We start from the raw sequence: 21365 nt of genomic DNA, 5'->3' as shown, positions 1-21365 counted from the left end.
CTTTTTTGTGTTAGGTGATAATACATATGTGACAAAAAAATAAAGAATAGAAGACCATCGGATAAAATGAGCTTAACTAGCAAACCATAAAAATTTATATTGATTAGCGGTGAAGAGTGCTTTTTATGTGTCTAACAGAAAGAAAAAGTGATTGAATAAAAGCTAAATTTCTAATTTCATTCCAAATACAAATTTTAAATTGTATCCATCATTCATTCTTTAATAAACAATCCACTAAAATTAAGAATTGATTCTGTTCTTCCGGAAGACGAAGAAGACCTTTTGATTCTTGTTGATAACGAATTAAACTTTCTAAACTATCGTTATGACAGATACAATTTCTAATTTGAATAATCTTATCTAATTGTTCATAAAATAACTGATCATCACTTTCTTGAATAAAATTTTGACAATGAAGAAATTCTTTTCGACAATGATTTTTTAAAGCAGTATCTAAAGAATACAATAATGATAAACATTCATGCAAAGTTAATTGTCCCAAGAGGAAATAAGGACTGCGATAATCTTGAATTTCATCTCGCATTTTATCAATGATTTTATACATATGTGATTTGATGGAATCTGTATAAGGTGTATGTTGAGCATTAAAACGAAGAGTTTCAGCTAAATCTTGAAATTGTGTATAACTTTTCAATTGATAAGCATTTAATATTTCATAGGACAAAATAGACTTTAAGCAACATTCCAAAGCCATAATATTTTTATAAAGGATGGGATACTGATTTCTTTCCTGTAAATAAGCATCTAAATATTCCTTAAAATCCGTCGAACGATAAACACCGTTATTTTTAAAAAGATGCTTAAAGGGCGTGATTAGATTAACATAGGAATATTGATATAAATAACGCCGGGCTTGTTTCTCACTGATTTGAACATATGTAACGTTTTTGGTTTCACGCAAATAATTCGTCATTTTTGGTAATGTTAAGGGCTCTTTATAGTGAATGTTCATAGAAAACCTCTCTTCTTATATGATACGTTTCTAAACCGGAAAATAAAAGTCACCAAAGTGCAGTTAGGAAAACAATAGAAGAAGAAGCGAAAGCTTATCTTTTTTTGATATAATAAAATGGCTGAAAGGGGGCACTCTTTTGTCTATCTTAAGTTTAACAAACGCATTTCAGGGCGCATGGCGCATTATTGGCTCTGTATTAGATATTTTAATCATTTGGCTTGTGATTTATTATTCCTTAAAAGTCATTCGAACCAACACCAGAACCACGCAGATTTTTAAAGGAATTTTCTTTGTGATTTTCATTGATATTATTGCTAAAATTATTGGTTTAAAAACCATTCAATTTATTGCAGATATGTTTATCAACTGGGGATTTTTGGCTATTATCATTATCTTCCAACCGGAAATTCGCTCTTTACTAGAAAAATTAGGAAAGAGTACTTTCTTTTCGCGTTTTTCGGTAATGTCTAATGATGATAAAAGTGAAGTGGTTGAAGCCATTGTGACGGCCGCTACTCTTTTAAGCAAGGATCAAACGGGTGCTTTAATTACTCTTGGTCAATCGGCCAGTTTAGAAAATTACATTAATACTGGAACGAAACTTGAAGCGAAGATATCAGCTGAATTATTAACCTCCATTTTTGTGACAAGTACACCTTTACACGATGGGGCGGTGATTATTCAGGGTGATAGAGTGGTTTGTGCCAGTGCTTACTTTCCACCAACCAACCGAGTGGTTTCTTCCCGTTTTGGTTCAAGACACAGAGCGGCGATTGGTATTAGTGAAATAACGGATGCTATTACCATCGTTATCTCAGAAGAAACAGGTTCTATTTCTATTGCAAGAGAAGGTAATATTGAAACCGTTAGTCCGGCGGAATTAAGAAGATTATTGAAGTCAATTGTGTTCAATCAAGTAACAAAGGATAACTCTTCAGCAAAATTAAATCCATTTAACTCTAAGATGACAGTGAATAATAGTGGTGCGATGACTGTTGTTGAAATTCATGATGGTCATGAAGAAATCTATGAACAAAGTCAAAAAGATAATCTCGATTGGGTGGCTAAGTCAGCCGGTATGAAGTTACCACATAAGAAAGAAAAAACGAAAGCGAGTTATCCGGAAAGAATAAAACCAACTCTAAGTCAAGAAGAAGTGGAACGCTTAAGAGATAACGCTATTCAAGAATTAGATAAGAACAAAGGAGGCAAAGTAGATGAATAAAGATAAAAAAACAAGATTCCCTTCTTTAACTTCTCGTTTAAAAGAAAAAAGAAAATCTTTATCCAATCATTCCAATACCTACGAAAAAAAGCTGGCGAGTGTTTTATCGGCTATTTCTTCTGGCTTCGATAAGTTTTTGTTCAATAAGAAATACCCTAAATTAGTGGCTTTTCTGTTGGCTGCTCTTTTGTTTAGCCTGGTGAATTTAAGTGATATATCAAAGCTGTACGCTTCTACTTTAAAGACCTCAAGAACGGTGAATGGGGTAAAGGTGGTCGCTAACTATAATCGTGATAATTTTGAATTATCCGGTTTACCAAGCAGTGCAAACGTTATTTTATCGGGAGATGCAACCAGCTTAAGTGGTACTAATGTAGCGAATGGGAATGTGGTTGCTAATTTAAGTGATTTAAGTGAAGGACAACACACCGTTCGATTAACGACCGAAGGTTATGGAGATAATTTGGATGCGGTTGTTGATCCAACCACAGTTGTTGTGACACTTAAGAAAAAAACAACGCAAGCCTTTAATGTTTCCTATGAATTTATCCATACATCCAAAATGGATCCTAAGTTAAGCCTAGGGACACCGGAGTTATCCAAAAACAAAGTGAATGTGCGTGCTTCTCAAGATACCTTGAATTCTATTGCATTTGTGAAGGCTTTTATTGATGTTTCAGGTAAAAGTGAAACCTTTAGCCAAGAAGCGCATTTGGTGGCTTATAACAGCAAAGGACAGCCCGTGGAAGCCGATATTATTCCCCAAACCGTTTCGGTAAAGGTGCCAGTCACAAATAATCATAAGACAGTTCCAATTAAACTTAAAATTAAGGGTGATATTCCTAATAATAAAGCCATCGAAAGTGTTCAATTAGCCCAAGAAACCGTCACGATTTATGGTAGTGAAGAAGTTTTAAAAACAATTGAACAGGTTGAAGTGGGGGTAAATGGTGAAAACCTAACTGAAGATGCGACCCTTCTTCGTCCTTTGGAATTACCGGCCGGGGTTAGTTCAGCTTCATTAGAACAGGTTTCTATGAATATTAAATTAGGAGATATGGTCACTCGTAAAATTGAGAATGTTCCAATCAATTATCGCAATAATACCAATGGTTATAAAGTCACTCAAGCTAACCACAAAACAACCACAACCGTGATTGTTAAGGGAACAGAAAGTAATGTTAATCAAGAAAAGGCAGAGGATATTTACGTTTATATTGACTTAGCGAATGCGAAGCCCGGCTTGCAAGACTTTGCATTAAAGGTAGATGCCCCTAAAAATAAGCTAGTAACCTATCAATTAACAGAGAATAATTACAACCTCAATGTGATTGGTGATAAATAAATAGAACGGAGTACACATGTATGGGTAAGTATTTTGGAACAGATGGAATTCGCGGTAAAGCGAATATTGGTTTGACAGTGGATCGAGCTTTTCAAGTTGGTCGTTATTTAGGCTATTATTTTAGTCAAGAAAAGAAAAGTAAGATTGTGATTGGAAAGGATACGCGTCTTTCTAGTGATATGTTGGAAAGTGCTTTGGCGGCCGGTATTGCATCCCAAGGTTGTGATGTATATTTGTTGGGCTATGGTCCAACACCGGTGACCTGTTATATAGCACACAATGAGGATTTCGCTTGTGGAGCCATGATCAGTGCTTCTCATAATCCTTTCTATGATAATGGAATTAAGATTTTCTCAACGGAAGGTATTAAAATTCCAGCTGATTTGGAAGATAAAATTGAAGCTTTCATTGATGGAGAAGTCGAACTTGAATATGCAACAGATGAAAAAATTGGTAAAGTCTACAACTATAGTGAGGGCTTGGAACATTATAAAAAATGGATTGCCAATCGTTTCTCTTTGGATTTAACAGGCTTGCGTATTGCTATTGATACAGCTAATGGAGCTGCTTCTTATACGGCTAAAGAAGTTTTAGAGGATTTAGGAGCCAAGGTAGATGCTATCCATATGGAACCAAATGGTGTGAACATCAATACCCATTGTGGTTCGACACATCCTGAAGATATGCAAGAAATGATGAAGAAGGGTGACTATGCTATTGGTCTAACTTTTGATGGTGATGCCGACCGACAAATCATTGTGGATAAGAATGGTCATTTGGTCAATGGTGATTTTGTTTTGTATTTATTTGGCAAGTTCTTAAGAGATCAAGCCAAGCTGGTGGATAATACCGTTGTTACGACGGTTATGGCAAACCTTGGTTTACTCAAAGCCTTTGAAAAAGAAGGGATTCAAATGGTTAAGACACAAGTTGGGGATAAATATGTTTATGAAGAAATGTGTAAATATAATTACCAAGTTGGTGGGGAACAATCCGGTCATATTATTTTCAAGGAATATGCGACAACCGGAGATGGTCTATTAACAGCTTTAGCTGTTCTTTATGTGATGCAAGAAACTAAGAAGTCTTTATTAGAATTGGAAGAAGGTTTGGTTATTTATCCACAAGTTCTAAAGAATGTGCGTGTGGAAAATAAGGAAACGGTTTTAGAAAGTGCTTCTTTACGCAAAGCCATTCAAGAAAGTGAAAAACGCTTAGCGGGTAATGGTCGTGTTTTAGTTCGTCCTTCGGGAACAGAACCATTATTACGAGTGATGGTGGAAGCTGCTACTTTAGAAATTTGTGAACAAGAGGTTGAAGCTATTATTTCAGCTTTAGATATATAAAGACTTGGATCGTTGTGCCAAAGGATAAAGAGTGTTTAAAAGAAAGCTATTTAGTATAGATGGAATAGTTTTTATAACATTTTAAAGATGAGACATCGCAATAAAGCGGTGTTTTTTATTAGAAAGATACCTTATAAACAAACCATGAAGCATCCTTTTTGTTTATAATAGAAGTATGAAAAAAATAATCGCTGTTGTAGAAGATGAAAAAGATTTAAACGAACTTGTTTCTCGTTATTTAGAGAAAGAAGGTTTTCAAGTTGTTTCGTTCTTGGATTATGACCATGCTTATCAATACCTAGAAAATCATACGGTTCATCTATGGGTATTGGATATTATGTTGAAAGATAAATCAGGCTTTGACTTGATGGATGAAATTCGTAATCGTGATAATAAAACACCGGTCATTTTTATGTCTGCTCGTGATCAAGAGTTTGACCGTATCTTAGGTTTGGAAAAGGGAAGTGATGATTATATTACAAAACCTTTTTCACCAAAAGAATTGGTTTTACGTGTATTGAATGTGATGAAACGCTCTTATCCGGATAGTAAGAGTATTGAAGTGGATGGCTATCAGATTGATGGAGAAAAACGCATTGTTAAGCGTGGTGATGAAGAAATCGAATTAACAACTAAAGAATTTGAATTGTTAATTTTATTTGTGGAACACAAAGGGATTGCGTTCTCGCGTGAACAAATCCTAGCGCAAGTTTGGGATGATAATTACTTTGGTTCGGATCGAGTGGTGGATGATACCTTAAGAAGATTGCGTAAAAAGTGTCCTGATTTAAGTATTCACACCATCTATGGCTATGGGTATCGTCTAGGATGAAACGCTTTCGTCTATGGGCAAAGTATTTTTCTTTAACCCAACAATTTATTTCTCTTTTATTTATATTGAGTTTGATTTTAGTGATTGGCTTAGCAACTTTAGTTTGGCCCAACATCCATTTTAGTGCATCTCATGATTTGCAAAAAACCTTTGCGACAATAGAAGAAGCCATTCAGGAAGCGAAAGTAGACCATCAAAGTACTTTGTATTTACCATGGGGTAGTTATGTCTATGAAAAAGAAGGGACAATGTGGAAAGCGTATTCAAAGAATGAGCCGAATCTCTATCAGCCTGAGCAATATCATCAAAAGTCAGTTCGCATAGATGGTCAAGAATATCGTATTTACATTGATAAAGAAGCTATTCCAGATGTTGAAAAACGAGTGGGGGAGTCTCTCAATATTATCAATATGCTGGTATTGGGTCTTTTCATGATGGCTATGTTGATATGGTTATCTTCTCTTATTTATCGTTTGTATCGCATTCGTGTGTATATTCGCCATGTGAAATTGAATGAGCCATCACCATTAAAAATAACCCACCACGATGAAATAGGTGCCATTTCTCAAGCTTTAGTGGAAATGGAAGAAACCTTATCCAAACAATCACGTGAAAAAGAGGAAATGATTCAAAATATTTCTCATGATTTAAAGACGCCAATTGCGACGATTAAATCTTATGCGGAAGCGATTCAAGATGGTGTATATCCTTATGGAACCTTAGAAGAATCGGTAGCGGTTATTCAAGACCATGCGAACCGTTTGGAAAAGAAAGTAAAGAGTTTGTTATTATTAAATCGATATGGTTATTTGGCAGAGAAAGAAACAGAAGCAATAACGGATTTGGAACCTTTAATTGATAGTGTTGTGATTTCTCTAAAAGCCATCCGTTCGGATATCGAATTTATTGTAGATAGTGAAAATGTAAGCTTCAAAGGAGAGGAAGAACCTTGGCGAAATGTGATTTCTAATCTTTTGGATAATGCTTTACGCTATGCGAAAAGTGAGATTCGTATTTATTTAAGAAAGAATGAACTACGAATTGAAAATGATGGTCCAACTATTCCAAAAGAAAAATTAAGTGATCTTTTTAATCCTTATGTAAAAGGCAAAGATGGTCAATTTGGCTTGGGTCTAGCAATTGTGGATCGCGTCAGTCAAGGCTATGGCTATCATGCTAGGGCATATAATACTTCCAATGGGGTTGGCTTTGAAATAAAAGGAAAAGAAATTAGAACTAGGGTATAATGAGCGTATGGAAAAAATGATTGAGATACAAAACTTACAAGCTCGCTACATAGATGAAGGTCAAGGAGAGGCGATGGTTCTATTACATGGTTGGGGTCAAAACATTGAGATGATGGCTGAAATTCGTAAAGAATTTTGTCGGAAATATCGTGTAATTTCTTTTGATTTCCCTGGTTTTGCGCAAAGTGAGGCACCAAAGGTAGCTTGGTCAACTCAAGACTATGAAAATTGGTTATTGGAATTATTGGATAAACTTGGGGTACGGAAAGCTATTTTCGTTGCTCACTCTTTTGGTGGTCGTGTTGCGATTCGTTTGGCAGGTGATTACCCGGAGAGAGTCGAAAAAATGGTTTTGACAGGAGCGGCCGGTATTCGCCCGAAGGTTAGCTGGAAGGTTAGGCTTCGCACTTGTATGTATAAACTAGGGAAGTGGTATTTGACCAAATCTAATCAATGGGACAAATTGGAGCGCTATCAAAATTCCCGTGGTTCAGCTGATTATCGAGCGGCGAAAGGTATTATGCGTCCAACATTAGTGAAAGTAGTCAACGAAGATTTATCACCCTTATTGAATAAAGTTAATTGTGAAACTTTATTGGTTTGGGGTGAATTTGATACGGCCGCCCCTTTATGGATGGGAGAAAAAATGGAAAAGGAAATGACGAATGCGACTTTAGTCGTGTTTGATAAACAAGACCATTTTGCGTATTGGAATGAAGCTAATCGATTTAATCAAGTATTGTGGGCATTTTTAGGAGGGAAAACAGAATGATTTGGAGATGTATAGAAGCTGTTTTATTCTTTCTTGGTTTTTATGTGGAATTTTTATATGTATTACACATGTTCCAACAAAATCGCTATGAGATAGGCCGCTTTTACCATTGGATGAAAGATCATATATCTGAGATTTATCATGAATTATACTTTCCTTTTGGACTTGTCTTTTTGTCTATCATATGGTCTTTCATACCGGTTACAGCTGTAAAGTGGCCAGGAATGATAGGGATGAGTCTTTTGTTGTCAGTTATGTATCGTTTCCAAAATCAATTTCATATCACTATCAAGCCTTTGGTATTGACATCAAGAGTGAAAAGGCAACTGTTCATTTCTTTTCTGTTGGTAGGGCTAACCATCTTTAGTTTTATTTATTTCCGTTTGGATTTTTTATGGTTGCTTTGTTTGACTTTAAGTCCTTGGCTTTATATGTACCTGGTGGGTTGGTTGACTTATCCATTTGAAAAGGCAATTCAACAGTATTATATTCATTTAGGCAAAAAGCGCTTATACGCTCAAACAGATTTAATTAAAATTGGAATTACAGGTAGTTATGGTAAAACCAGTACAAAAAACATTATTCATTCCATCGTTCGGGAAGAATACAATGCTTTAATGACGCCGGCTTCCTATAACACACCAATGGGTATTACGATGACCATTCGTCATTATTTAAAACCAATTCATCAGGTTTTCATTTGCGAAATGGGTGCCGACCATAGGGGAGAAATTAAGCGTTTGATGAAATACGTTCAACCACAAATTGGGGTTGTGACTTCAATTGGTCCCCAGCATTTATTGACCTTTGGTTCTTTAGAAAATATCATTGCTGAAAAAATGCAGATGATAGAATGTTTACCAAAAGAAAATGGCTTAGGGGTTATTAATTTAGATAATCCTTATATTCGTCAATATAAAGTGAAGAATAAGGTTCCTTTAATTAGTTTCGGTATTCAATCGAAGGATGCGGATTATCGTGCTGTAAAAATCAATTATACGGCAACGGGATCCTATTTCACTGTCATTCATGCACAAGAAGAAGTTCGGTTTCATACAAAGCTATTAGGTGAGTTGAATATCATGAATATCTTAAGTGGTATTGTGGTGTCTCGCCATTTAGGTGTTTCTTGGAAATCCTTGCAAAGAGCAGTGGCTAATATGGAACAAGTGGAGCATCGCTTAGAATTAAAAAAGATGAATGGCTATCGGTTTATTGATGATGCCTTTAATGCAAATCCGATTGGTGCGAAGATATCCTTGGAAGTATTATCAATGATGCCGGGGAAGCGTTATATTATCACTCCTGGTATGATTGACTTAGGTAAGAAGCAAGATGAATACAATCGTGAATTTGGCAAACAAATGAAGCATTTTGTGGATGAGGTTATTTTGGTTGGTCCAAAACAAACAAAGGCTATTCAAGAGGGTTTAGCAGAAATGAATTTTGATTCTGAACATATTCATGTGTATCAAACAGTGAAAGAAGCGTTTTCGTATGTATATGAACATGCGAACGAACATGATACGATTTTACTGGAGAATGATTTACCGGAAGCCTTTAGTCGTTAATTTGAAAAGTTTTTTAAAAATATATTGCAATCATTTAGCTGTCATGGTAATATTACAAGGCACTGAATAAAACAGGTATGCACTTGGCAGCTCGTGAGGAAATACTCAAGAGGCCGAAGAGGTGCCCCTGCTAAGGGCATAGGTCGAGAAATCGGCGCGAGGGTTCGAATCCCTCTTTCCTCGCCATGATTGGTTCTGTGGAGTAGTGGCTTATCTCGTCTCCCTGTCACGGAGAAGATCGCGAGTTCGAATCTCGTCAGAACCGCCATTGCGAGTGTAGTTCAATGGTAGAACACCACCTTGCCAAGGTGGATACGGCGGTTCGATCCCGCTCACTCGCTTTTAACTAAAAAACCCCAGTAAAATGGGGCTTTTTTAATAATTGGACGGATTATGGACGGGTTTTTATTTCGTTTTTGCTAATTCATTGATTGTTTCCATCATCTTTTCATCTGTCTTTTGTAATAAATGAGTATATACCCTTAGGGTTGTGTTAATGTCGGAATGTCCTAGTCGTTTGGATACTGCTACAATATTTACCCCATTATTGATTAAAATAGTAGCGTGGCTATGCCTTAAATCATGCAATCTTATTTCTTTTACACCTGACTTTTTAATAGCTTTCTTAAACTGCTTTTGTACTACTGTTATAGATAAAGAACTATTACCGCCAAATAAAAAGCCTTTCTTATATTTGCCTTTTAGCTCTTTCAAAATATCTATTGTATTAGTATCTATCTTTATAGTTCTCTTTGAATTAGCATTCTTTAACGGAATAAAGCCGTTTTTGAAGTGTTTTATGCTTTTATTGATGTCTAACTCATTCTTTCTAAAATCATCGCACTGCAAGGCTAATATCTCTCCACGACGTGCACCTGTCCAAAATAAAGTATGGAAAAAAGCGCGATACAAAGGATTATCAATCGCATTTTCAAATTGTTCAAATTCTTGTATCGTCCAAGTTTCCATTTCTTTTATGTCGTTAGAAGTTTTCTTTTTTAGTGTCATTATGCTGGATATATCTTTAATGTCATATATTTTATCGGCATATCCAAATACAGAACAAACAGAACCTATAATTCTATTTATTGTTAATCTGGACAGTGAACTAGATTTTAGGTTATTTGCCCATTCCATTAAGCTAGCTTTTGTGATTTTTGAAATGGGGGTATCATAGAATTTTTTACAATGATTTATATATACCTTTCTTTTTGTATCCTTAGTGGATTGCAAACCCTCTATTGATTCGATGTATAAATCCACCATTTTTCCAAAAGTATAATCAGTGGACTTGTTATTGGCTACATTATTTATTAGTTCTGTTTCATACTGTTTTGCTTCACGCTTCAAAGCAAACCCACGTTTTTTCTGGTCTTTCTTTTTCCTGAAACGGGGTCTTTAGTTTCTATTTGAACATAATGAGTTTTTCTTTTTTCATCATATCTAATCATCAAAAACCGCCTTTCTAATTATCTATTAACGCTTTTTACCTGTCATCTATGGATGGCTGTTTTTCGTTACGTGTTAATCAAGTTGGTTGCTTGTGTGTTGAATTTTCTAAACATCTGTGTTATAAAATATACGTAACTTCGTTAATCCACATTAGGTGGTATATTTGGAGGACTTCAGAAAGGCGCTACTGTTTATTGGTGGCGCTTTTCTGCGTTTTCTCGCCTTTGACATAATATCTATGTATAAGACTTTTAACTTTGTGCATTTGATATTCGTTGATAAACAAAGGCGTACCGTCCCTTTTGATAAAAGAGCCTTTAATTCGCTTGATACTTGTCCGTTGCATGTCATTGATTTTAATGTAGTTATTCTTGCCATCAACTTTTATCCGATAGTTAGACCAATATTTGTTTGCGGAATCCTGCGAGGTAAACGGTATAACTGTGTAGCTCGATAGGTTTGGGTTAGAGGTTGATACATTCTTTCTCAATACCAAAACAGGTCGTAACTTTTCCAACTCTGAACCTAGGTTCCGCCCTAGTTCCGCCCAATATACACCACGTACCATGATACTTGGTTGTTTTTTTAAGTTTATTTGAAATTGCAATTTTGTCTTAAAGTCAAACCAAGATAGATACTTATAGTAATCTTCGGTTAGTATGTAATTCTCTTTCTCAATACTATTGAAACGTAAGTGCGACAGCTTGTTATACGTGTCCGCTGTTTTGTGAAACAACTTTGTCAGAACATACTCGGATATTAGCAGATATTGTGTATAAGGGACTTGCACATTCGCTCCGTGTAATTTTAATGGTTCTTTAATTGCGGAACGGTCAATCTCTTCAAAATCATCCAAAAATACAACCTTTCGCAATGTGTTAATTTTGATTGTGTTTGACTTTCCGTCATCCTCGTCAAGCGGAACAAAACATACTCTATTTTTTAAGTTCGTGTCACACAGATACATACCGATGTCTGCCTCGTTATAGATATATATGTTTCCGTGAAAGAGTTGAACTCGTCTATTCATATCTGTTCACTCCTTTCTCCTTTGTTTTTTAGTAACACTTATCCGCTATATCTTCCGGGTTCATGTGCCAGATGACTTTTCCGATAATAATTAATTGCTGTTCTTGAGTAATAAGGATGGGCATATGGCTTTTATCAGAGCTATCCGGCATGAGCATTATTTGATTTCCACTTGAATATAAACGTTTAACGGTCGCTGTGCCGTCCATGAAGGCGATAATGATTGTTCCGTCGGAATATCGCATAGTGTTGTTGTGCGTGTCTTCTATGACCACAATAGAGCCATCCGGGATAACATTGTTCATGGATGTATCATTTACCTTAAAGGCATGAAGCCTTTTCTTTTTGCTTTGAAAGATGATAGGAACATAAACTACGCTATCCGGTTCAGCTTCCAGAAGCTCCTCAAAGCTACCGGCAGAAAGTCCCGAATAATAGCGGAGAGGGAAGTAATCATCAAAAACAATATTAGACATTGGTATTTCGGTGAGATAATCTTCTGAATTATAATTTATTAAATCAAGAGGTGATAATTGAAGAATTTCAGATAATTTTGAAATCTGATTCCTTTTCATATTTTTTATAATGCCAACTTCCCATTTTCTAACTGTCGATTTTCCAACTCCACAATAATCTCCAACTTCCTCTAAAGTTAGCCCCAATTCCGTTCGTCTTTTCTTTAACATGCTATCCATAAAAGCATTCCCTCCATCAATGATTAAATTATATTAACTAGTAGCAAAAAAGACAATTAAACCATTGAAAAATATTAAAAAAGTGTCTTAAAAGGCTTTACAAAGATAGAAAAGCTTGTTATTATAATAGTGTCCTAAAAGACACGAAAGGAGGAAAGATGGAAATAATAAAAGAAACGATTGAACTTATAACCGCCTTGCTAACGCTAATAAGCTCAATCGTAACATTAACCATTGCTCTTAAAAAGAGCAGAGGGAAGAAGTGAAAACTTCTTTCCTTAATGGTTGTTTCCATTATAACACATATGTTTGAAATAATTATTTTGCTTACAAACACATTATTGCTATTTTACTTATGCAGAAAGGAGGATTAAATGAATACTCAAGAGTTAAAAGGATTATTAGTGGCAAAGGGATATACCTATTCAGATATTTCAAATAAGTTAGGTATTTCATTAACAGCGTTCACAAGAAAAATGAATGGCGTAACCCAATTTAAACAGGATGAAATCAAGAATATATCATCTATCTTAAATTTAAGTGATTCTCAAATCATCCTTGTTTTTTTCAATAATAGTGTCTTAAACGACACTATTTAGAAAGGATTAACAATGAAAACAGAGGTATGGAATGGTCATCAAATAAGGTTTGTTGAGGTAAGCGGTGAATGGTATGCGGTAGCAGTAGACATTTGTAAAGCACTTGGATTGAAACAAATTACTAGAGCTTTATCGACGGTAGACGGGGTTACTAAAAGTAAGGTAGGGGTAGTTACAGGAACAAAAGGAGATGGAACACCAATTACCCAGACAGTAGAAACAAATGTAATTCCAGAATTTGGTATTTACCAGCTTGTATTTAAGTCAAGAAAAGAAGAGGCAACAGATTTTGATTTTGCACTTGTTCTTCCGTCACGAAGAATACTAGATGCCTTTGAAGCAACTTTAGCAGAAGTAGTTTTACTATTTTTAGCCATTATTATTCACCTCCTTTCCGCTCCGCCATCAGTATATAGCGGAAAAAGGAGAACACAGAAAGGAGAGCATATGAAACAATCACTTAAAAACATCTATGAATTTTTAATAGTAACACTCACCATCACTTTTCCAATTTAGGGATTTATTTGGTGGGCACTAACTGAATAGAAAGGAGAAAGGAATTACTATGCAAAGTACCACACACCACACTATGCATTTCCAAGTCAAATTTAGAGAAATAGAAGAATTGGAAGAAAAAATCAATGAATTAAACAAAGCATTAGAAAAGGCTAATTCGATTATTGATGAATTAGCCGCAAAATATAAGGAAATAAATATTGAAGTTAAAGTTTAAAAAACAAGTGATGTGTTTAAAACATCATACAAATTTTAACAAAAAACAGTTCTTTGACAATGAAATAAGAGGTGCTTAGGTATTAAATTATTGAAGATTTAGTTTTTCTTTTAAGGCATCCTGGAGTACTTGTGAAAAGTTAATGCCATGCTTATTTGCTTCATTATTTAGCCATTCCGGGATAGAAAGTGTTTTCTTAACAGGACGTGACTTAGTGTGCTTTGCATAAACAATGGAGTCAAAATCAACGAGCATAACAGTTTCACTTGGATATTCTTTGGCAATATCTTCAAATGAACTAGGTTGTTTGAAATCTTGAGTATAAATATCTTCAGAGGTATCAAGGTAAGTGCCTAAAGCATCTTTAGCGAAGGAATAAGCCTCTTCTAAAGTAGAACCTTGAGTAAAACAACCTGGTAAATCGGGAAATTCAACCCAATAGCTAGAATTTTCATGATGGAAAACAGCAGGATAAGAAACGTTTAACATGGTGTATACCTCCTAAAGTTAAATGAAATAGGGACAGGGCTATTTTTTAAGCCCTGCTTGCTTGAGAATTGCTTGCTCAAGCCCTTTCCCTAAATCTTTACTGTGATAAGGAACGGTTATTGTTTTCTTAGAAACAGGATTTTGAAATTTGCGGTGAGAACCATTCCCACATTTAATTTCTATAAATCCATTCTTTAGAAGAAGTTTAACCATTTCCTTAGACGTCATTGGCATATGGTTACTTCCTTACCACGTCTATATTATATTACGTATTATTACGTATTGCAATAGGAAAATAAATTATTTATTTCTAAAAAGGTATTGACTTAGCACAATACAAAAGTATTGAAGTTAAGGGAAAGGAGGAAAATGTCCGCAAAAAAGATGAGATTTAAACCTAATGAATCGGGCTATAAGTCTAAACGTTTAGAAATTAGATTAGACGAAAAAAGCCTAGAAAAATTAGAATATTTAGCAAATCAAAAAGGCTTAACCAAAGCCGGATTGATAAGACATTGGATCGAAAAAGCTAAATAAAAAGGGTAGTCGCTAAGTTTTGACGGACGTATCGACCACCCAAACATCACACCGCAAGGGTGCATAGAGATTATACACTATGCTCCTTGTGTTTTCAAAGAACGAAAAAAGAAAGGAGCTTTTTATATGGAGCTAACAAAAGAACAATTTGAAGAACTTAAAAAACAAATCAAAGCAGAACTCATACAAGAGATGGGGAAATCGGAGAAAGAGCAGATAAACCCCGTTAGGAAGGCACTGAAAGCCGTTCAATATGAATATGAGAAGAAAGTACAAGAATTAGCCGGAAGCTATCAGTGGACGAATATACAGCGTGTAGCGTGTTTGATGAATGGCTAAGAGAAAAAGGCTATATCTTCAAGCATTCATGTGAGCCCACTCAAAAGAGTATGGATTTAAAGCTATTTGAAGTAGTGGAAAGAACAATTCAAAGAAGCGGGCATGCTCCAAAAGTCACTCGAACCACAAGGGTTACAGGAAAAGGTCAGTCGAGAATTAAGAAAGATCGTAGGTGCAAGGGTAAATGATACTGAAATCAAAAAAATAAGTAGACACTTTTACGACCAAGCATATAATCGGAAAATGAATCCATTTGATATTACAGATGCAATCAAACATAGTTTAAAAATTGGTGATGTTAAAGTTAATAAAAATGGCAAATCATCATTTCAAATTATTAGTAAAAATGCTACAGTATATTTAAATCCAGATAATGGTACAATAACTACCGTTCATAAGACACATACGAAACTTGTAGAAAAATTAATGAAGAGGAAAGATTATGAAAGTAAAACTTGAACAATCTGAAAAACAGTTACTCTATGATATTGGGATTTCAATTGAAAATAGGGAATATGAGGATGATGAACTTTTACAAATTGCTGATGAAGTCTATTTGGAAGAATCGTGTAATGTCGAAAAGAATGAAAAACCGGCAAATTCCCGACTCATAGGATATAATTTTGGTGCTAACAAGTACCACAGGATTGTAGAAACAGCAAAACTCACAAGTGGTGTAATGGTGGCTATAAGTTCACTATTTTTAATATTTATAGAGTTTTATCCAAAGCTTTTTGTATGCCCCTATACTTCTGATACCAGACTACTTGAGATAACGGGTCATAATATAAGGATATACCTTCTTGGTATAACTTTTGTGGGCATCCATTCTATTGCGACAACCTACTTTCAGTCTATAAGAAGACCTAAAATATCATCTTTATTGTATATACTGAGGTATGGAGGTATCCTGATACCCCTCTTGTATATGGTACCAAAAATAATGGGCATAAATGGAGTATACCTTTCAAACGCCCTGAGTGATACAATGTCTGGTGCTGTAGCATTGATATTCTTGTATATAGATATACATAGTTTAAGCAAAAGGCAAAGACTCTTTGAAGACCTTTAATCAAATATACAATAATACATTATAGGAGAATAAATTATGACTAAAGAAGAACGTGCTAAAAAATGGTTTTTTAATATACCTAACAGTCAAGATATCTGTATGGACACAAAAATTGATATATGTAATAAGGTGGCAAAGAAATCAATTATTCTATTTTTCTTATTATTAGTAGTGGAGTGTATTTTATTATTTATCCTAACTAAGGGTGAAATTTTCACCCTTGAAGCAAATTTTATTAATAGTGTTTCCAAAAGCATTTATACGACAAATCGCTATAGACTATTAGGACTTATTGGAGGACTTATATTTTTACCTCTTATAGGACTCCCTTTGATTATAACCTTAATATACAAGAATAAATCTATAAAATCAGAGGTGGCTAATCTTATAAAGGTAATGGAAAATACGGGTATAGACGACCAATTTTCCAGAGACCCTAATAAGGAAAATAAGGAAGATATTCTTCATTTTGAAAATATAAATTTCAAGTTGGCTATTATTCAAGTTCTAATGTATGACTTGAAGTTATTAAGGCCTTCATTTGATATATATGATTTTGCCAAACAGTACACAAGAGGAGATATTGACACGGATACTTGTACTATAATTGAACCGGCAATCAATTTTTTCAAAGAGCTGACCATCCCAAAGAGCTTAGCATCACATATAGAAACAATCTATATGTGATGGTGGAAATGACATCTATATGAATATTATTCCGGCTTGGGATGGAGAAGATGATTATTTTGATTTGAATGAAGTAAGCTTATCGGAACTAGAGCAATTTCCTAATCTTAAGAAAGCTACTATTATGACTGGTAAATACGATAAAATTAAAGAAATTTTTGATATACTTAATATAGATGTGGAATTACTTTAATATAGCTAAAGAATTTTATTCATCTGTAAGAGGAAGTAAAGGAAAATAACCTATACTTCCTTTTTTATATCATGTCTACTTTATTAGTATAGATCCACTAATCTCAGAGTAGAAAAAATATCCTAAAAGTGCTATAATCTTTTGTAGGAAAAGTAGGGCGAAAGGAATCGGGCATGAAAGATATATTTATGGATACCGCAAAAGTTATGGCAAAAGGACAGGTTACTATTCCGAAAAGGATAAGGGAACTTTTAAATTTAGAAAATGGGGATTATGTTACTTTTGTAGTTAATAAAGATAGAGTTGAAATTCAAAATTCCAATGTTTTTATTGAAGAAAAGATTAAGAAATAAAGGTGGTGAAATAAGCAGATGACGATAGATGAAATTAAGAAGTTAATCCAAACCGGAGAAAAGATAGATGTCGAATTTAAAGAATCTAAGAATGCTTTAACTAAAGATGTCTTTGATACGGTATGCTCTTTCAATAATAGAAATGGCGGACATATTTTACTTGGTGTAAATGATAAAAGAGAGATCGTTGGTGTTAGTGAAGATAAAGTCGATAAAGTGATTAAGGAATTTACTACGGCAATCAACAATCCACAAAAGATGTATCCACCACTTTATTTACTGCCGGAAACTTTTGAAATTGAGGGAAAACAAGTTATTTATATAAGAGTTCCTGAAGGTTATCAGGTGTGCAGACATAACGGAAGAATTTGGGACAGGTCTTATGAAGGGGACATCAATATCACAGATCATTCTGAACTTGTCTATAAGTTATATGCAAGAAAACAAGGAAGCTATTTTGTAAATAAAGTATATCCGAATCTTGATATTGATTTTCTTGATGCTTCTGTCATTGATAAAGCCAAGAAAATGGCTGTCGCAAGAAATAAAAATCATGTTTGGGAAAATATGAGTAATGAGGAGCTTCTTAGAAGTGCCAATTTGATACTGACAAATCCGGAAACAAAGCGTGAAGGAATCACATTAGCTGCTATTTTGCTATTTGGAAAAGTTAACTCTATTATGTCCGTTCTTCCGCAGCACAAAACGGATGCGATATTCAGGGTTGAAAATAAGGATAGATATGATGATAGAGATGTTGTTATAACAAATCTGATTGACAGCTATGACAGGCTGATAGAATTTGGACAAAAGCACTTGAATGATTTATTTGTCTTGGACGGAATTGTCAATGTCAATGCAAGAGACAGGATACTCAGAGAAATAGTTTCCAATACACTGGCTCATAGAGATTATTCAAGTGGCTTCCCTGCAAAGATGATTATTGACGATGAGAGGATTACAGTTGAAAACAGCAACTTGGCTCATGGGATGGGAGCTTTAGATTTACAGAAGTTTGAGCCATTTCCCAAGAATCCTGCTATCTCTAAAGTTTTCAGAGAAATAGGTCTTGCGGATGAACTTGGTTCAGGAATGCGAAATACCTACAAGTACACACAGCTTTATTCAGGACAAAACCCGCTATTTGAGGAGGGAGATATATTCAGAACGATTATTCCTCTAAAGAAGATAGCGACACAAAAGGTTGGTGGAGGGAATGTCCCTCACAGTGTCTCTCACGATGTCCCTCACAGTGTCCCTCACGACAGAAATGAGCTTATCGAATTTATAAAAATGCAAGTAAGATTAAATAATAAAATTACAAGACAGGCTATTGCAGAAAGTGCCGGGGTAAGTGTAAAAACAATACAAAGGGCTTTGAAAGAAATAGATAATCTGAAGTATGTAGGTAGTGGTAATAGTGGTCATTGGGAGCTAAATGAGTAAAAGTAAGTTGCAATACACAGAATCAAAAGGTGATTAGAGTAAAATCTAACCACCTTTTTTGTTTGCAAGATATTTAACTCTTTCCCTTATTCATGATAAGTCCACCCATCCTATGGAATAATTATATATAAATCATTTTGTAGGAGGGATTATATTGAAATATGGATACGTCAGAGTATCGACAAGGGAACAAAATGTAGACAGACAGCTTACTGCCATGAAAAAAGAAAACTTGGAGATGGAACAAATCTATGTAGACAAAGCCAGCGGAAAGGATTTTAATCGCAAAAAATATCAACTGCTCATAAAAAAGCTAAAAGAGGGCGACGAGCTATACATCAAGTCCATAGACAGGCTCGGAAGAAACTACGACGAAATCTTAGAGGAGTGGAACAAAATCACAAAAGAGAAAAAAGCAGACATCATCGTCTTAGATTTTCCCTTACTCGACACAAGAGAGAGGATAGAAAACCTAACAGGCAAATTCTTAGCAGACATCGTTTTGCAAGTTTTGTCTTATGTCGCACAAATAGAAAGAGAAAATACCCACCAAAGACAGATGGAGGGCATAAAGGAAGCCAAGAAAAAGGGAGTAAAGTTTGGCAGACCAAAACAAAAACTTCCCGATAATTTTTACAAAATCGTAACATTATGGCAAAACGACAAAATCAGCCTTAGAGAAGGGGCAAAACGTCTAAAAATAAGCCATTCAACATTTTCAAGAAAATTAAAGGAATATAGTATTACAAAAACCGATAACTTAAACGAATAAAATTTCACAAAACCGGAACGAAAAGTGTCAATGTTCAGTGAAAATGTCCCAAAAAATTTGTAATATAAGCGGGGAATCTTGATTAGAGATTTCTCGCTATTTTAAAGCTTACTATCATCGTGTAAATTGCTTGTGTTGATGTGCTCTTTGTTGCTGACGAATAAATGAATCTCTTTTCCAAGGATGACTCATTGGCGGTATATGTACCTGTTTCGGCTTTTTTTCTTTTGTGTCATCAGTGTCAAAATTTGCAGAGACTTTCTTGTTCTTTTCTAATTCAAATAGAGCATACACACAATCATCTACCGTTACGTATAGGGTATTGTTTAGGGTTTTAATGACTAAGGCTTTTGTCTTAGGCTTAAAGGCGATTAATTGATTATTTTGATTATAGGCTTGGTAATATTTGTTTTTATAGCTTATACAGGAGCCATTATCGAATTTTCTTTCGCATATAACTGATAATGTTAGATTGATTGTCTCTTCGCCGGGACTACTTTCTATTACCGAAGGGTATTTCGTATAATCTTGAGCAAAACGCCTATTAAAATTAGGTACGAAGGTTTCAATAAGATATTGGTCGGCTTTTTCTATGGTTGTTATATTCTCCATTTTTAACTCACTAACTAAGCGGTCTTGAAAGGTTCTATTCGCTCTTTCTATTTGCCCCTTGTATTGGCTAACACCGGAAGTTTCAATGGTAACGCCAAGAGTGTTACAGGCATAACCGAATTGCGTTAAGACATCATTTTCAGCCGATTTATTCGTGCGTCTTTCATACTCAAAAACAGTTCGTCTATCGGTAAGAAATTGATAGGGTATGCCATAGTTAGAAAGGATTTGGTGAAAACAGTGATAATAGCCGTGAAGTGTTTCTTGCTTGTCAAAATAAGCACCTACAATCACGCCTGTGGCATTATCAATCGCTAAATGTAGCGTTGCCTTATTTTCACCAAACCAATTATGAATAGAGCCATCCATTTGTATTTCTTCCCCAAAATTCTTACATCGAGCTTTTCTTGGATGAGCTGGTTGTAAACTTAATTCATGATTGACAGCCACATTTAGTTCCGTATCCGTGAGAGTCGGTTTCGTTTGTTTTAAAGACATGATACTTCTTTTCTTTTTTGAACAGCGGTGTTCATTAGGGGAGAAGATACCTACTTCATTTAAAATTCTTCTAACCGAAGAAAGACTGACATGGATATCATGTTTTTCACTTAAGAATTGGGTAAAATGAGAAAAATTAAAGCCCGCATCTTGATAAATCGATTGATAAAGATGTATGATGTGAGAGCTTAATTCTTGTGTGAGGCAATGAGCAGATGGTCGGTTTCTGTTTCCGTGAACGAAACCGGCTTTTCCTTTATTCCGATAGACAATAATTAAACGATTGATTGTACGAATAGAAACACCAAGTTTTAAAGCCGCTCGTTTCTTATTGCCGTGATGGTCAATTAAATCTTTGATTGTTAAATATTTTTCTTGTTCTTTCATAGATAATCGTATCCTCTTCATTTGTTCCTCCAATGACTGGAAAATAATAAAATGGAGAAAGAGATGTAAAACAATGCCTCACTATCTTTAATCAATAATCGGGACATTATCACTGAACATCTATTAAGACATTATCACTGAACATTCATAAAAATTTC

General features: G+C 34.9%; 27 protein-coding genes, 3 tRNA genes and 1 pseudogene. 23 read left to right on the top strand and 8 right to left on the bottom strand.

The annotated features are described in order from the left end of the window. Positions 1-208: 208 nt before the first annotated feature. Positions 209-973, bottom strand: a complete 765-nt coding sequence (locus K7I92_RS05460; protein WP_203244662.1) for an Abi family protein — start codon at positions 971-973, stop codon at positions 209-211. 139 nt (positions 974-1112) lie between these two features. Here K7I92_RS05460 and cdaA point away from each other — a divergent pair, with 139 nt between their 5' ends. The 10 genes from cdaA to K7I92_RS05410 all read left to right on the top strand — a co-directional run bounded on the left by cdaA (position 1113) and on the right by K7I92_RS05410 (position 9655). Then, complete coding sequence (cdaA, locus tag K7I92_RS05455) at positions 1113-2201, top strand: diadenylate cyclase CdaA (RefSeq protein ID WP_220282352.1); 1089 nt, start codon at positions 1113-1115, stop codon at positions 2199-2201. Continuing rightward, positions 2194-3546: a YbbR-like domain-containing protein gene (locus K7I92_RS05450; RefSeq protein ID WP_203244660.1), complete on the top strand. Its 1353-nt coding sequence runs from the start codon at positions 2194-2196 to the stop codon at positions 3544-3546. The genes cdaA and K7I92_RS05450 overlap by 8 nt, the downstream gene beginning before the upstream one ends. Positions 3547-3566: 20 nt before the next feature. Beyond that, on the top strand, positions 3567-4892 hold the full coding sequence (gene glmM, locus K7I92_RS05445; RefSeq protein ID WP_220282351.1) for a phosphoglucosamine mutase: 1326 nt from the start codon (positions 3567-3569) through the stop codon (positions 4890-4892). 175 nt (positions 4893-5067) lie between these two features. Continuing rightward, positions 5068-5724, top strand: coding sequence for a response regulator transcription factor (locus K7I92_RS05440; RefSeq protein WP_203244658.1), 657 nt, complete (start codon positions 5068-5070; stop codon positions 5722-5724). Then, on the top strand, positions 5721-6971 hold the full coding sequence (locus K7I92_RS05435) for a sensor histidine kinase KdpD (RefSeq protein ID WP_220282350.1): 1251 nt from the start codon (positions 5721-5723) through the stop codon (positions 6969-6971). The genes K7I92_RS05440 and K7I92_RS05435 overlap by 4 nt, the downstream gene beginning before the upstream one ends. Before the next feature lie 7 nt (positions 6972-6978). Continuing rightward, positions 6979-7743 carry an alpha/beta fold hydrolase gene (locus K7I92_RS05430; protein ID WP_203244656.1) on the top strand — a complete coding sequence of 255 codons (765 nt, stop codon included), beginning with the start codon at positions 6979-6981 and terminating at the stop codon, positions 7741-7743. Then, positions 7740-9314 (top strand): UDP-N-acetylmuramoyl-tripeptide--D-alanyl-D-alanine ligase, encoded by a 1575-nt coding sequence (murF, locus tag K7I92_RS05425; protein WP_203244655.1) that lies wholly within the window; start codon positions 7740-7742, stop codon positions 9312-9314. The genes K7I92_RS05430 and murF overlap by 4 nt, the downstream gene beginning before the upstream one ends. Before the next feature lie 95 nt (positions 9315-9409). Next, positions 9410-9500: transfer RNA gene (locus tag K7I92_RS05420), tRNA-Ser, on the top strand. Between the two features lie 5 nt (positions 9501-9505). Continuing rightward, positions 9506-9582 (top strand) — tRNA-Asp (locus K7I92_RS05415). Positions 9583-9584: 2 nt separating this feature from the next. After that, positions 9585-9655 (top strand) — tRNA-Gly (locus tag K7I92_RS05410). Positions 9656-9719: 64 nt separating this feature from the next. Here K7I92_RS05410 and K7I92_RS07510 read toward each other — a convergent pair. The 4 genes and pseudogenes from K7I92_RS07510 to K7I92_RS05395 all read right to left on the bottom strand — a co-directional run bounded on the left by K7I92_RS07510 (position 9720) and on the right by K7I92_RS05395 (position 12490). Then, complete coding sequence (locus tag K7I92_RS07510; protein ID WP_370627449.1) at positions 9720-10451, bottom strand: site-specific integrase; 732 nt, start codon at positions 10449-10451, stop codon at positions 9720-9722. Between the two features lie 165 nt (positions 10452-10616). Continuing rightward, a pseudogene (locus K7I92_RS07505) lies at positions 10617-10685 on the bottom strand (Arm DNA-binding domain-containing protein); the annotation flags it as partial. Positions 10686-10950: 265 nt separating this feature from the next. Continuing rightward, a complete protein-coding gene (locus K7I92_RS05400; RefSeq protein WP_220282348.1) occupies positions 10951-11796 on the bottom strand; it encodes a type II toxin-antitoxin system PemK/MazF family toxin in 846 nt (281 codons plus the stop codon). A 28-nt stretch (positions 11797-11824) separates the two neighbouring features. Next, a complete protein-coding gene (locus K7I92_RS05395; protein WP_220282347.1) occupies positions 11825-12490 on the bottom strand; it encodes a LexA family transcriptional regulator in 666 nt (221 codons plus the stop codon). Between the two features lie 374 nt (positions 12491-12864). Here K7I92_RS05395 and K7I92_RS05390 point away from each other — a divergent pair, with 374 nt between their 5' ends. Genes K7I92_RS05390 through K7I92_RS05380 form a run of 3 tightly spaced genes read left to right on the top strand, consistent with a single transcriptional unit; the run spans position 12865 to position 13822 of the window. Next, positions 12865-13089, top strand: a complete 225-nt coding sequence (locus K7I92_RS05390) for a helix-turn-helix transcriptional regulator (protein WP_220282346.1) — start codon at positions 12865-12867, stop codon at positions 13087-13089. A gap of 12 nt (positions 13090-13101) precedes the next feature. Continuing rightward, the gene (locus tag K7I92_RS05385; protein WP_220282345.1) at positions 13102-13605 is read left to right on the top strand and encodes a BRO family protein; all 504 of its coding nucleotides are present in this window, start codon (positions 13102-13104) and stop codon (positions 13603-13605) included. A gap of 49 nt (positions 13606-13654) precedes the next feature. Further along, positions 13655-13822: a hypothetical protein gene (locus K7I92_RS05380; protein ID WP_220282344.1), complete on the top strand. Its 168-nt coding sequence runs from the start codon at positions 13655-13657 to the stop codon at positions 13820-13822. A gap of 87 nt (positions 13823-13909) precedes the next feature. Here K7I92_RS05380 and K7I92_RS05375 read toward each other — a convergent pair whose 3' ends face one another. Continuing rightward, positions 13910-14311, bottom strand: a complete 402-nt coding sequence (locus K7I92_RS05375; RefSeq protein ID WP_203244648.1) for a type II toxin-antitoxin system HicB family antitoxin — start codon at positions 14309-14311, stop codon at positions 13910-13912. A gap of 39 nt (positions 14312-14350) precedes the next feature. Then, positions 14351-14545 carry a type II toxin-antitoxin system HicA family toxin gene (locus K7I92_RS05370; protein WP_203244647.1) on the bottom strand — a complete coding sequence of 65 codons (195 nt, stop codon included), beginning with the start codon at positions 14543-14545 and terminating at the stop codon, positions 14351-14353. A 135-nt stretch (positions 14546-14680) separates the two neighbouring features. Here K7I92_RS05370 and K7I92_RS05365 point away from each other — a divergent pair, with 135 nt between their 5' ends. The 10 genes from K7I92_RS05365 to K7I92_RS05320 all read left to right on the top strand — a co-directional run bounded on the left by K7I92_RS05365 (position 14681) and on the right by K7I92_RS05320 (position 19710). Further along, positions 14681-14848, top strand: a complete 168-nt coding sequence (locus tag K7I92_RS05365) for a ribbon-helix-helix protein, CopG family (RefSeq protein ID WP_220282343.1) — start codon at positions 14681-14683, stop codon at positions 14846-14848. 126 nt (positions 14849-14974) lie between these two features. Next, complete coding sequence (locus K7I92_RS05360; RefSeq protein ID WP_220282342.1) at positions 14975-15187, top strand: hypothetical protein; 213 nt, start codon at positions 14975-14977, stop codon at positions 15185-15187. Beyond that, positions 15145-15375 (top strand): phage antirepressor KilAC domain-containing protein, encoded by a 231-nt coding sequence (locus K7I92_RS07670; protein WP_220282341.1) that lies wholly within the window; start codon positions 15145-15147, stop codon positions 15373-15375. Before K7I92_RS05360 ends, K7I92_RS07670 begins: the two co-directional genes overlap by 43 nt. Beyond that, positions 15290-15646, top strand: a complete 357-nt coding sequence (locus K7I92_RS05350) for a hypothetical protein (protein ID WP_220282403.1) — start codon at positions 15290-15292, stop codon at positions 15644-15646. Before K7I92_RS07670 ends, K7I92_RS05350 begins: the two co-directional genes overlap by 86 nt. Next, positions 15630-16259, top strand: a complete 630-nt coding sequence (locus K7I92_RS05345) for an MATE family efflux transporter (RefSeq protein WP_220282340.1) — start codon at positions 15630-15632, stop codon at positions 16257-16259. The genes K7I92_RS05350 and K7I92_RS05345 overlap by 17 nt, the downstream gene beginning before the upstream one ends. Before the next feature lie 36 nt (positions 16260-16295). Beyond that, the gene (locus K7I92_RS05340) at positions 16296-16946 is read left to right on the top strand and encodes a hypothetical protein (protein ID WP_220282339.1); all 651 of its coding nucleotides are present in this window, start codon (positions 16296-16298) and stop codon (positions 16944-16946) included. A gap of 19 nt (positions 16947-16965) precedes the next feature. After that, a complete protein-coding gene (locus K7I92_RS05335) occupies positions 16966-17139 on the top strand; it encodes a hypothetical protein (RefSeq protein WP_220282338.1) in 174 nt (57 codons plus the stop codon). Positions 17140-17312: 173 nt separating this feature from the next. Beyond that, complete coding sequence (locus K7I92_RS05330) at positions 17313-17492, top strand: AbrB/MazE/SpoVT family DNA-binding domain-containing protein (protein WP_203244641.1); 180 nt, start codon at positions 17313-17315, stop codon at positions 17490-17492. A gap of 18 nt (positions 17493-17510) precedes the next feature. Continuing rightward, positions 17511-18938, top strand: coding sequence for a helix-turn-helix domain-containing protein (locus tag K7I92_RS05325; RefSeq protein ID WP_220282337.1), 1428 nt, complete (start codon positions 17511-17513; stop codon positions 18936-18938). Positions 18939-19092: 154 nt separating this feature from the next. After that, positions 19093-19710, top strand: a complete 618-nt coding sequence (locus tag K7I92_RS05320) for a recombinase family protein (RefSeq protein WP_220282336.1) — start codon at positions 19093-19095, stop codon at positions 19708-19710. Between the two features lie 114 nt (positions 19711-19824). Here the strand turns inward: K7I92_RS05320 and K7I92_RS05315 are convergent, their stop codons facing one another. After that, on the bottom strand, positions 19825-21228 hold the full coding sequence (locus tag K7I92_RS05315) for an ISNCY family transposase (RefSeq protein WP_220282335.1): 1404 nt from the start codon (positions 21226-21228) through the stop codon (positions 19825-19827). Positions 21229-21365 lie beyond the last annotated feature (137 nt).

Source organism: Bulleidia sp. zg-1013, assembly GCF_019798045.1.
Taxonomy (GTDB): domain Bacteria; phylum Bacillota_I; class Bacilli_A; order Erysipelotrichales; family Erysipelotrichaceae; genus Bulleidia.
The sequence above is the reverse complement of the archived record's forward strand: the minus strand, read 5'-3'. Positions and strand labels throughout refer to the sequence as shown.

Bases quoted from the DNA above. Each gene is read 5' to 3' on its own strand.
- K7I92_RS05460 (WP_203244662.1), bottom strand. From the start codon at position 973: ATGAACATTCACTATAAAGAGCCCTTAACATTACCAAAAATGACGAAT.
- K7I92_RS05450 (WP_203244660.1), top strand. From the start codon at position 2,194: ATGAATAAAGATAAAAAAACAAGATTCCCTTCTTTAACTTCTCGTTTA.
- glmM (WP_220282351.1), top strand. From the start codon at position 3,567: ATGGGTAAGTATTTTGGAACAGATGGAATTCGCGGTAAAGCGAATATT.
- K7I92_RS05440 (WP_203244658.1), top strand. From the start codon at position 5,068: ATGAAAAAAATAATCGCTGTTGTAGAAGATGAAAAAGATTTAAACGAA.
- K7I92_RS05435 (WP_220282350.1), top strand. From the start codon at position 5,721: ATGAAACGCTTTCGTCTATGGGCAAAGTATTTTTCTTTAACCCAACAA.
- K7I92_RS05430 (WP_203244656.1), top strand. From the start codon at position 6,979: ATGGAAAAAATGATTGAGATACAAAACTTACAAGCTCGCTACATAGAT.
- murF (WP_203244655.1), top strand. From the start codon at position 7,740: ATGATTTGGAGATGTATAGAAGCTGTTTTATTCTTTCTTGGTTTTTAT.
- K7I92_RS07510 (WP_370627449.1), bottom strand. From the start codon at position 10,451: ATGGAATGGGCAAATAACCTAAAATCTAGTTCACTGTCCAGATTAACA.
- K7I92_RS05400 (WP_220282348.1), bottom strand. From the start codon at position 11,796: ATGAATAGACGAGTTCAACTCTTTCACGGAAACATATATATCTATAAC.
- K7I92_RS05395 (WP_220282347.1), bottom strand. From the start codon at position 12,490: ATGGATAGCATGTTAAAGAAAAGACGAACGGAATTGGGGCTAACTTTA.
- K7I92_RS05390 (WP_220282346.1), top strand. From the start codon at position 12,865: ATGAATACTCAAGAGTTAAAAGGATTATTAGTGGCAAAGGGATATACC.
- K7I92_RS05385 (WP_220282345.1), top strand. From the start codon at position 13,102: ATGAAAACAGAGGTATGGAATGGTCATCAAATAAGGTTTGTTGAGGTA.
- K7I92_RS05380 (WP_220282344.1), top strand. From the start codon at position 13,655: ATGCAAAGTACCACACACCACACTATGCATTTCCAAGTCAAATTTAGA.
- K7I92_RS05375 (WP_203244648.1), bottom strand. From the start codon at position 14,311: ATGTTAAACGTTTCTTATCCTGCTGTTTTCCATCATGAAAATTCTAGC.
- K7I92_RS05370 (WP_203244647.1), bottom strand. From the start codon at position 14,545: ATGCCAATGACGTCTAAGGAAATGGTTAAACTTCTTCTAAAGAATGGA.
- K7I92_RS05365 (WP_220282343.1), top strand. From the start codon at position 14,681: ATGTCCGCAAAAAAGATGAGATTTAAACCTAATGAATCGGGCTATAAG.
- K7I92_RS05360 (WP_220282342.1), top strand. From the start codon at position 14,975: ATGGAGCTAACAAAAGAACAATTTGAAGAACTTAAAAAACAAATCAAA.
- K7I92_RS05350 (WP_220282403.1), top strand. From the start codon at position 15,290: ATGCTCCAAAAGTCACTCGAACCACAAGGGTTACAGGAAAAGGTCAGT.
- K7I92_RS05345 (WP_220282340.1), top strand. From the start codon at position 15,630: ATGAAAGTAAAACTTGAACAATCTGAAAAACAGTTACTCTATGATATT.
- K7I92_RS05340 (WP_220282339.1), top strand. From the start codon at position 16,296: ATGACTAAAGAAGAACGTGCTAAAAAATGGTTTTTTAATATACCTAAC.
- K7I92_RS05335 (WP_220282338.1), top strand. From the start codon at position 16,966: ATGAATATTATTCCGGCTTGGGATGGAGAAGATGATTATTTTGATTTG.
- K7I92_RS05330 (WP_203244641.1), top strand. From the start codon at position 17,313: ATGAAAGATATATTTATGGATACCGCAAAAGTTATGGCAAAAGGACAG.
- K7I92_RS05325 (WP_220282337.1), top strand. From the start codon at position 17,511: ATGACGATAGATGAAATTAAGAAGTTAATCCAAACCGGAGAAAAGATA.
- K7I92_RS05315 (WP_220282335.1), bottom strand. From the start codon at position 21,228: ATGAAGAGGATACGATTATCTATGAAAGAACAAGAAAAATATTTAACA.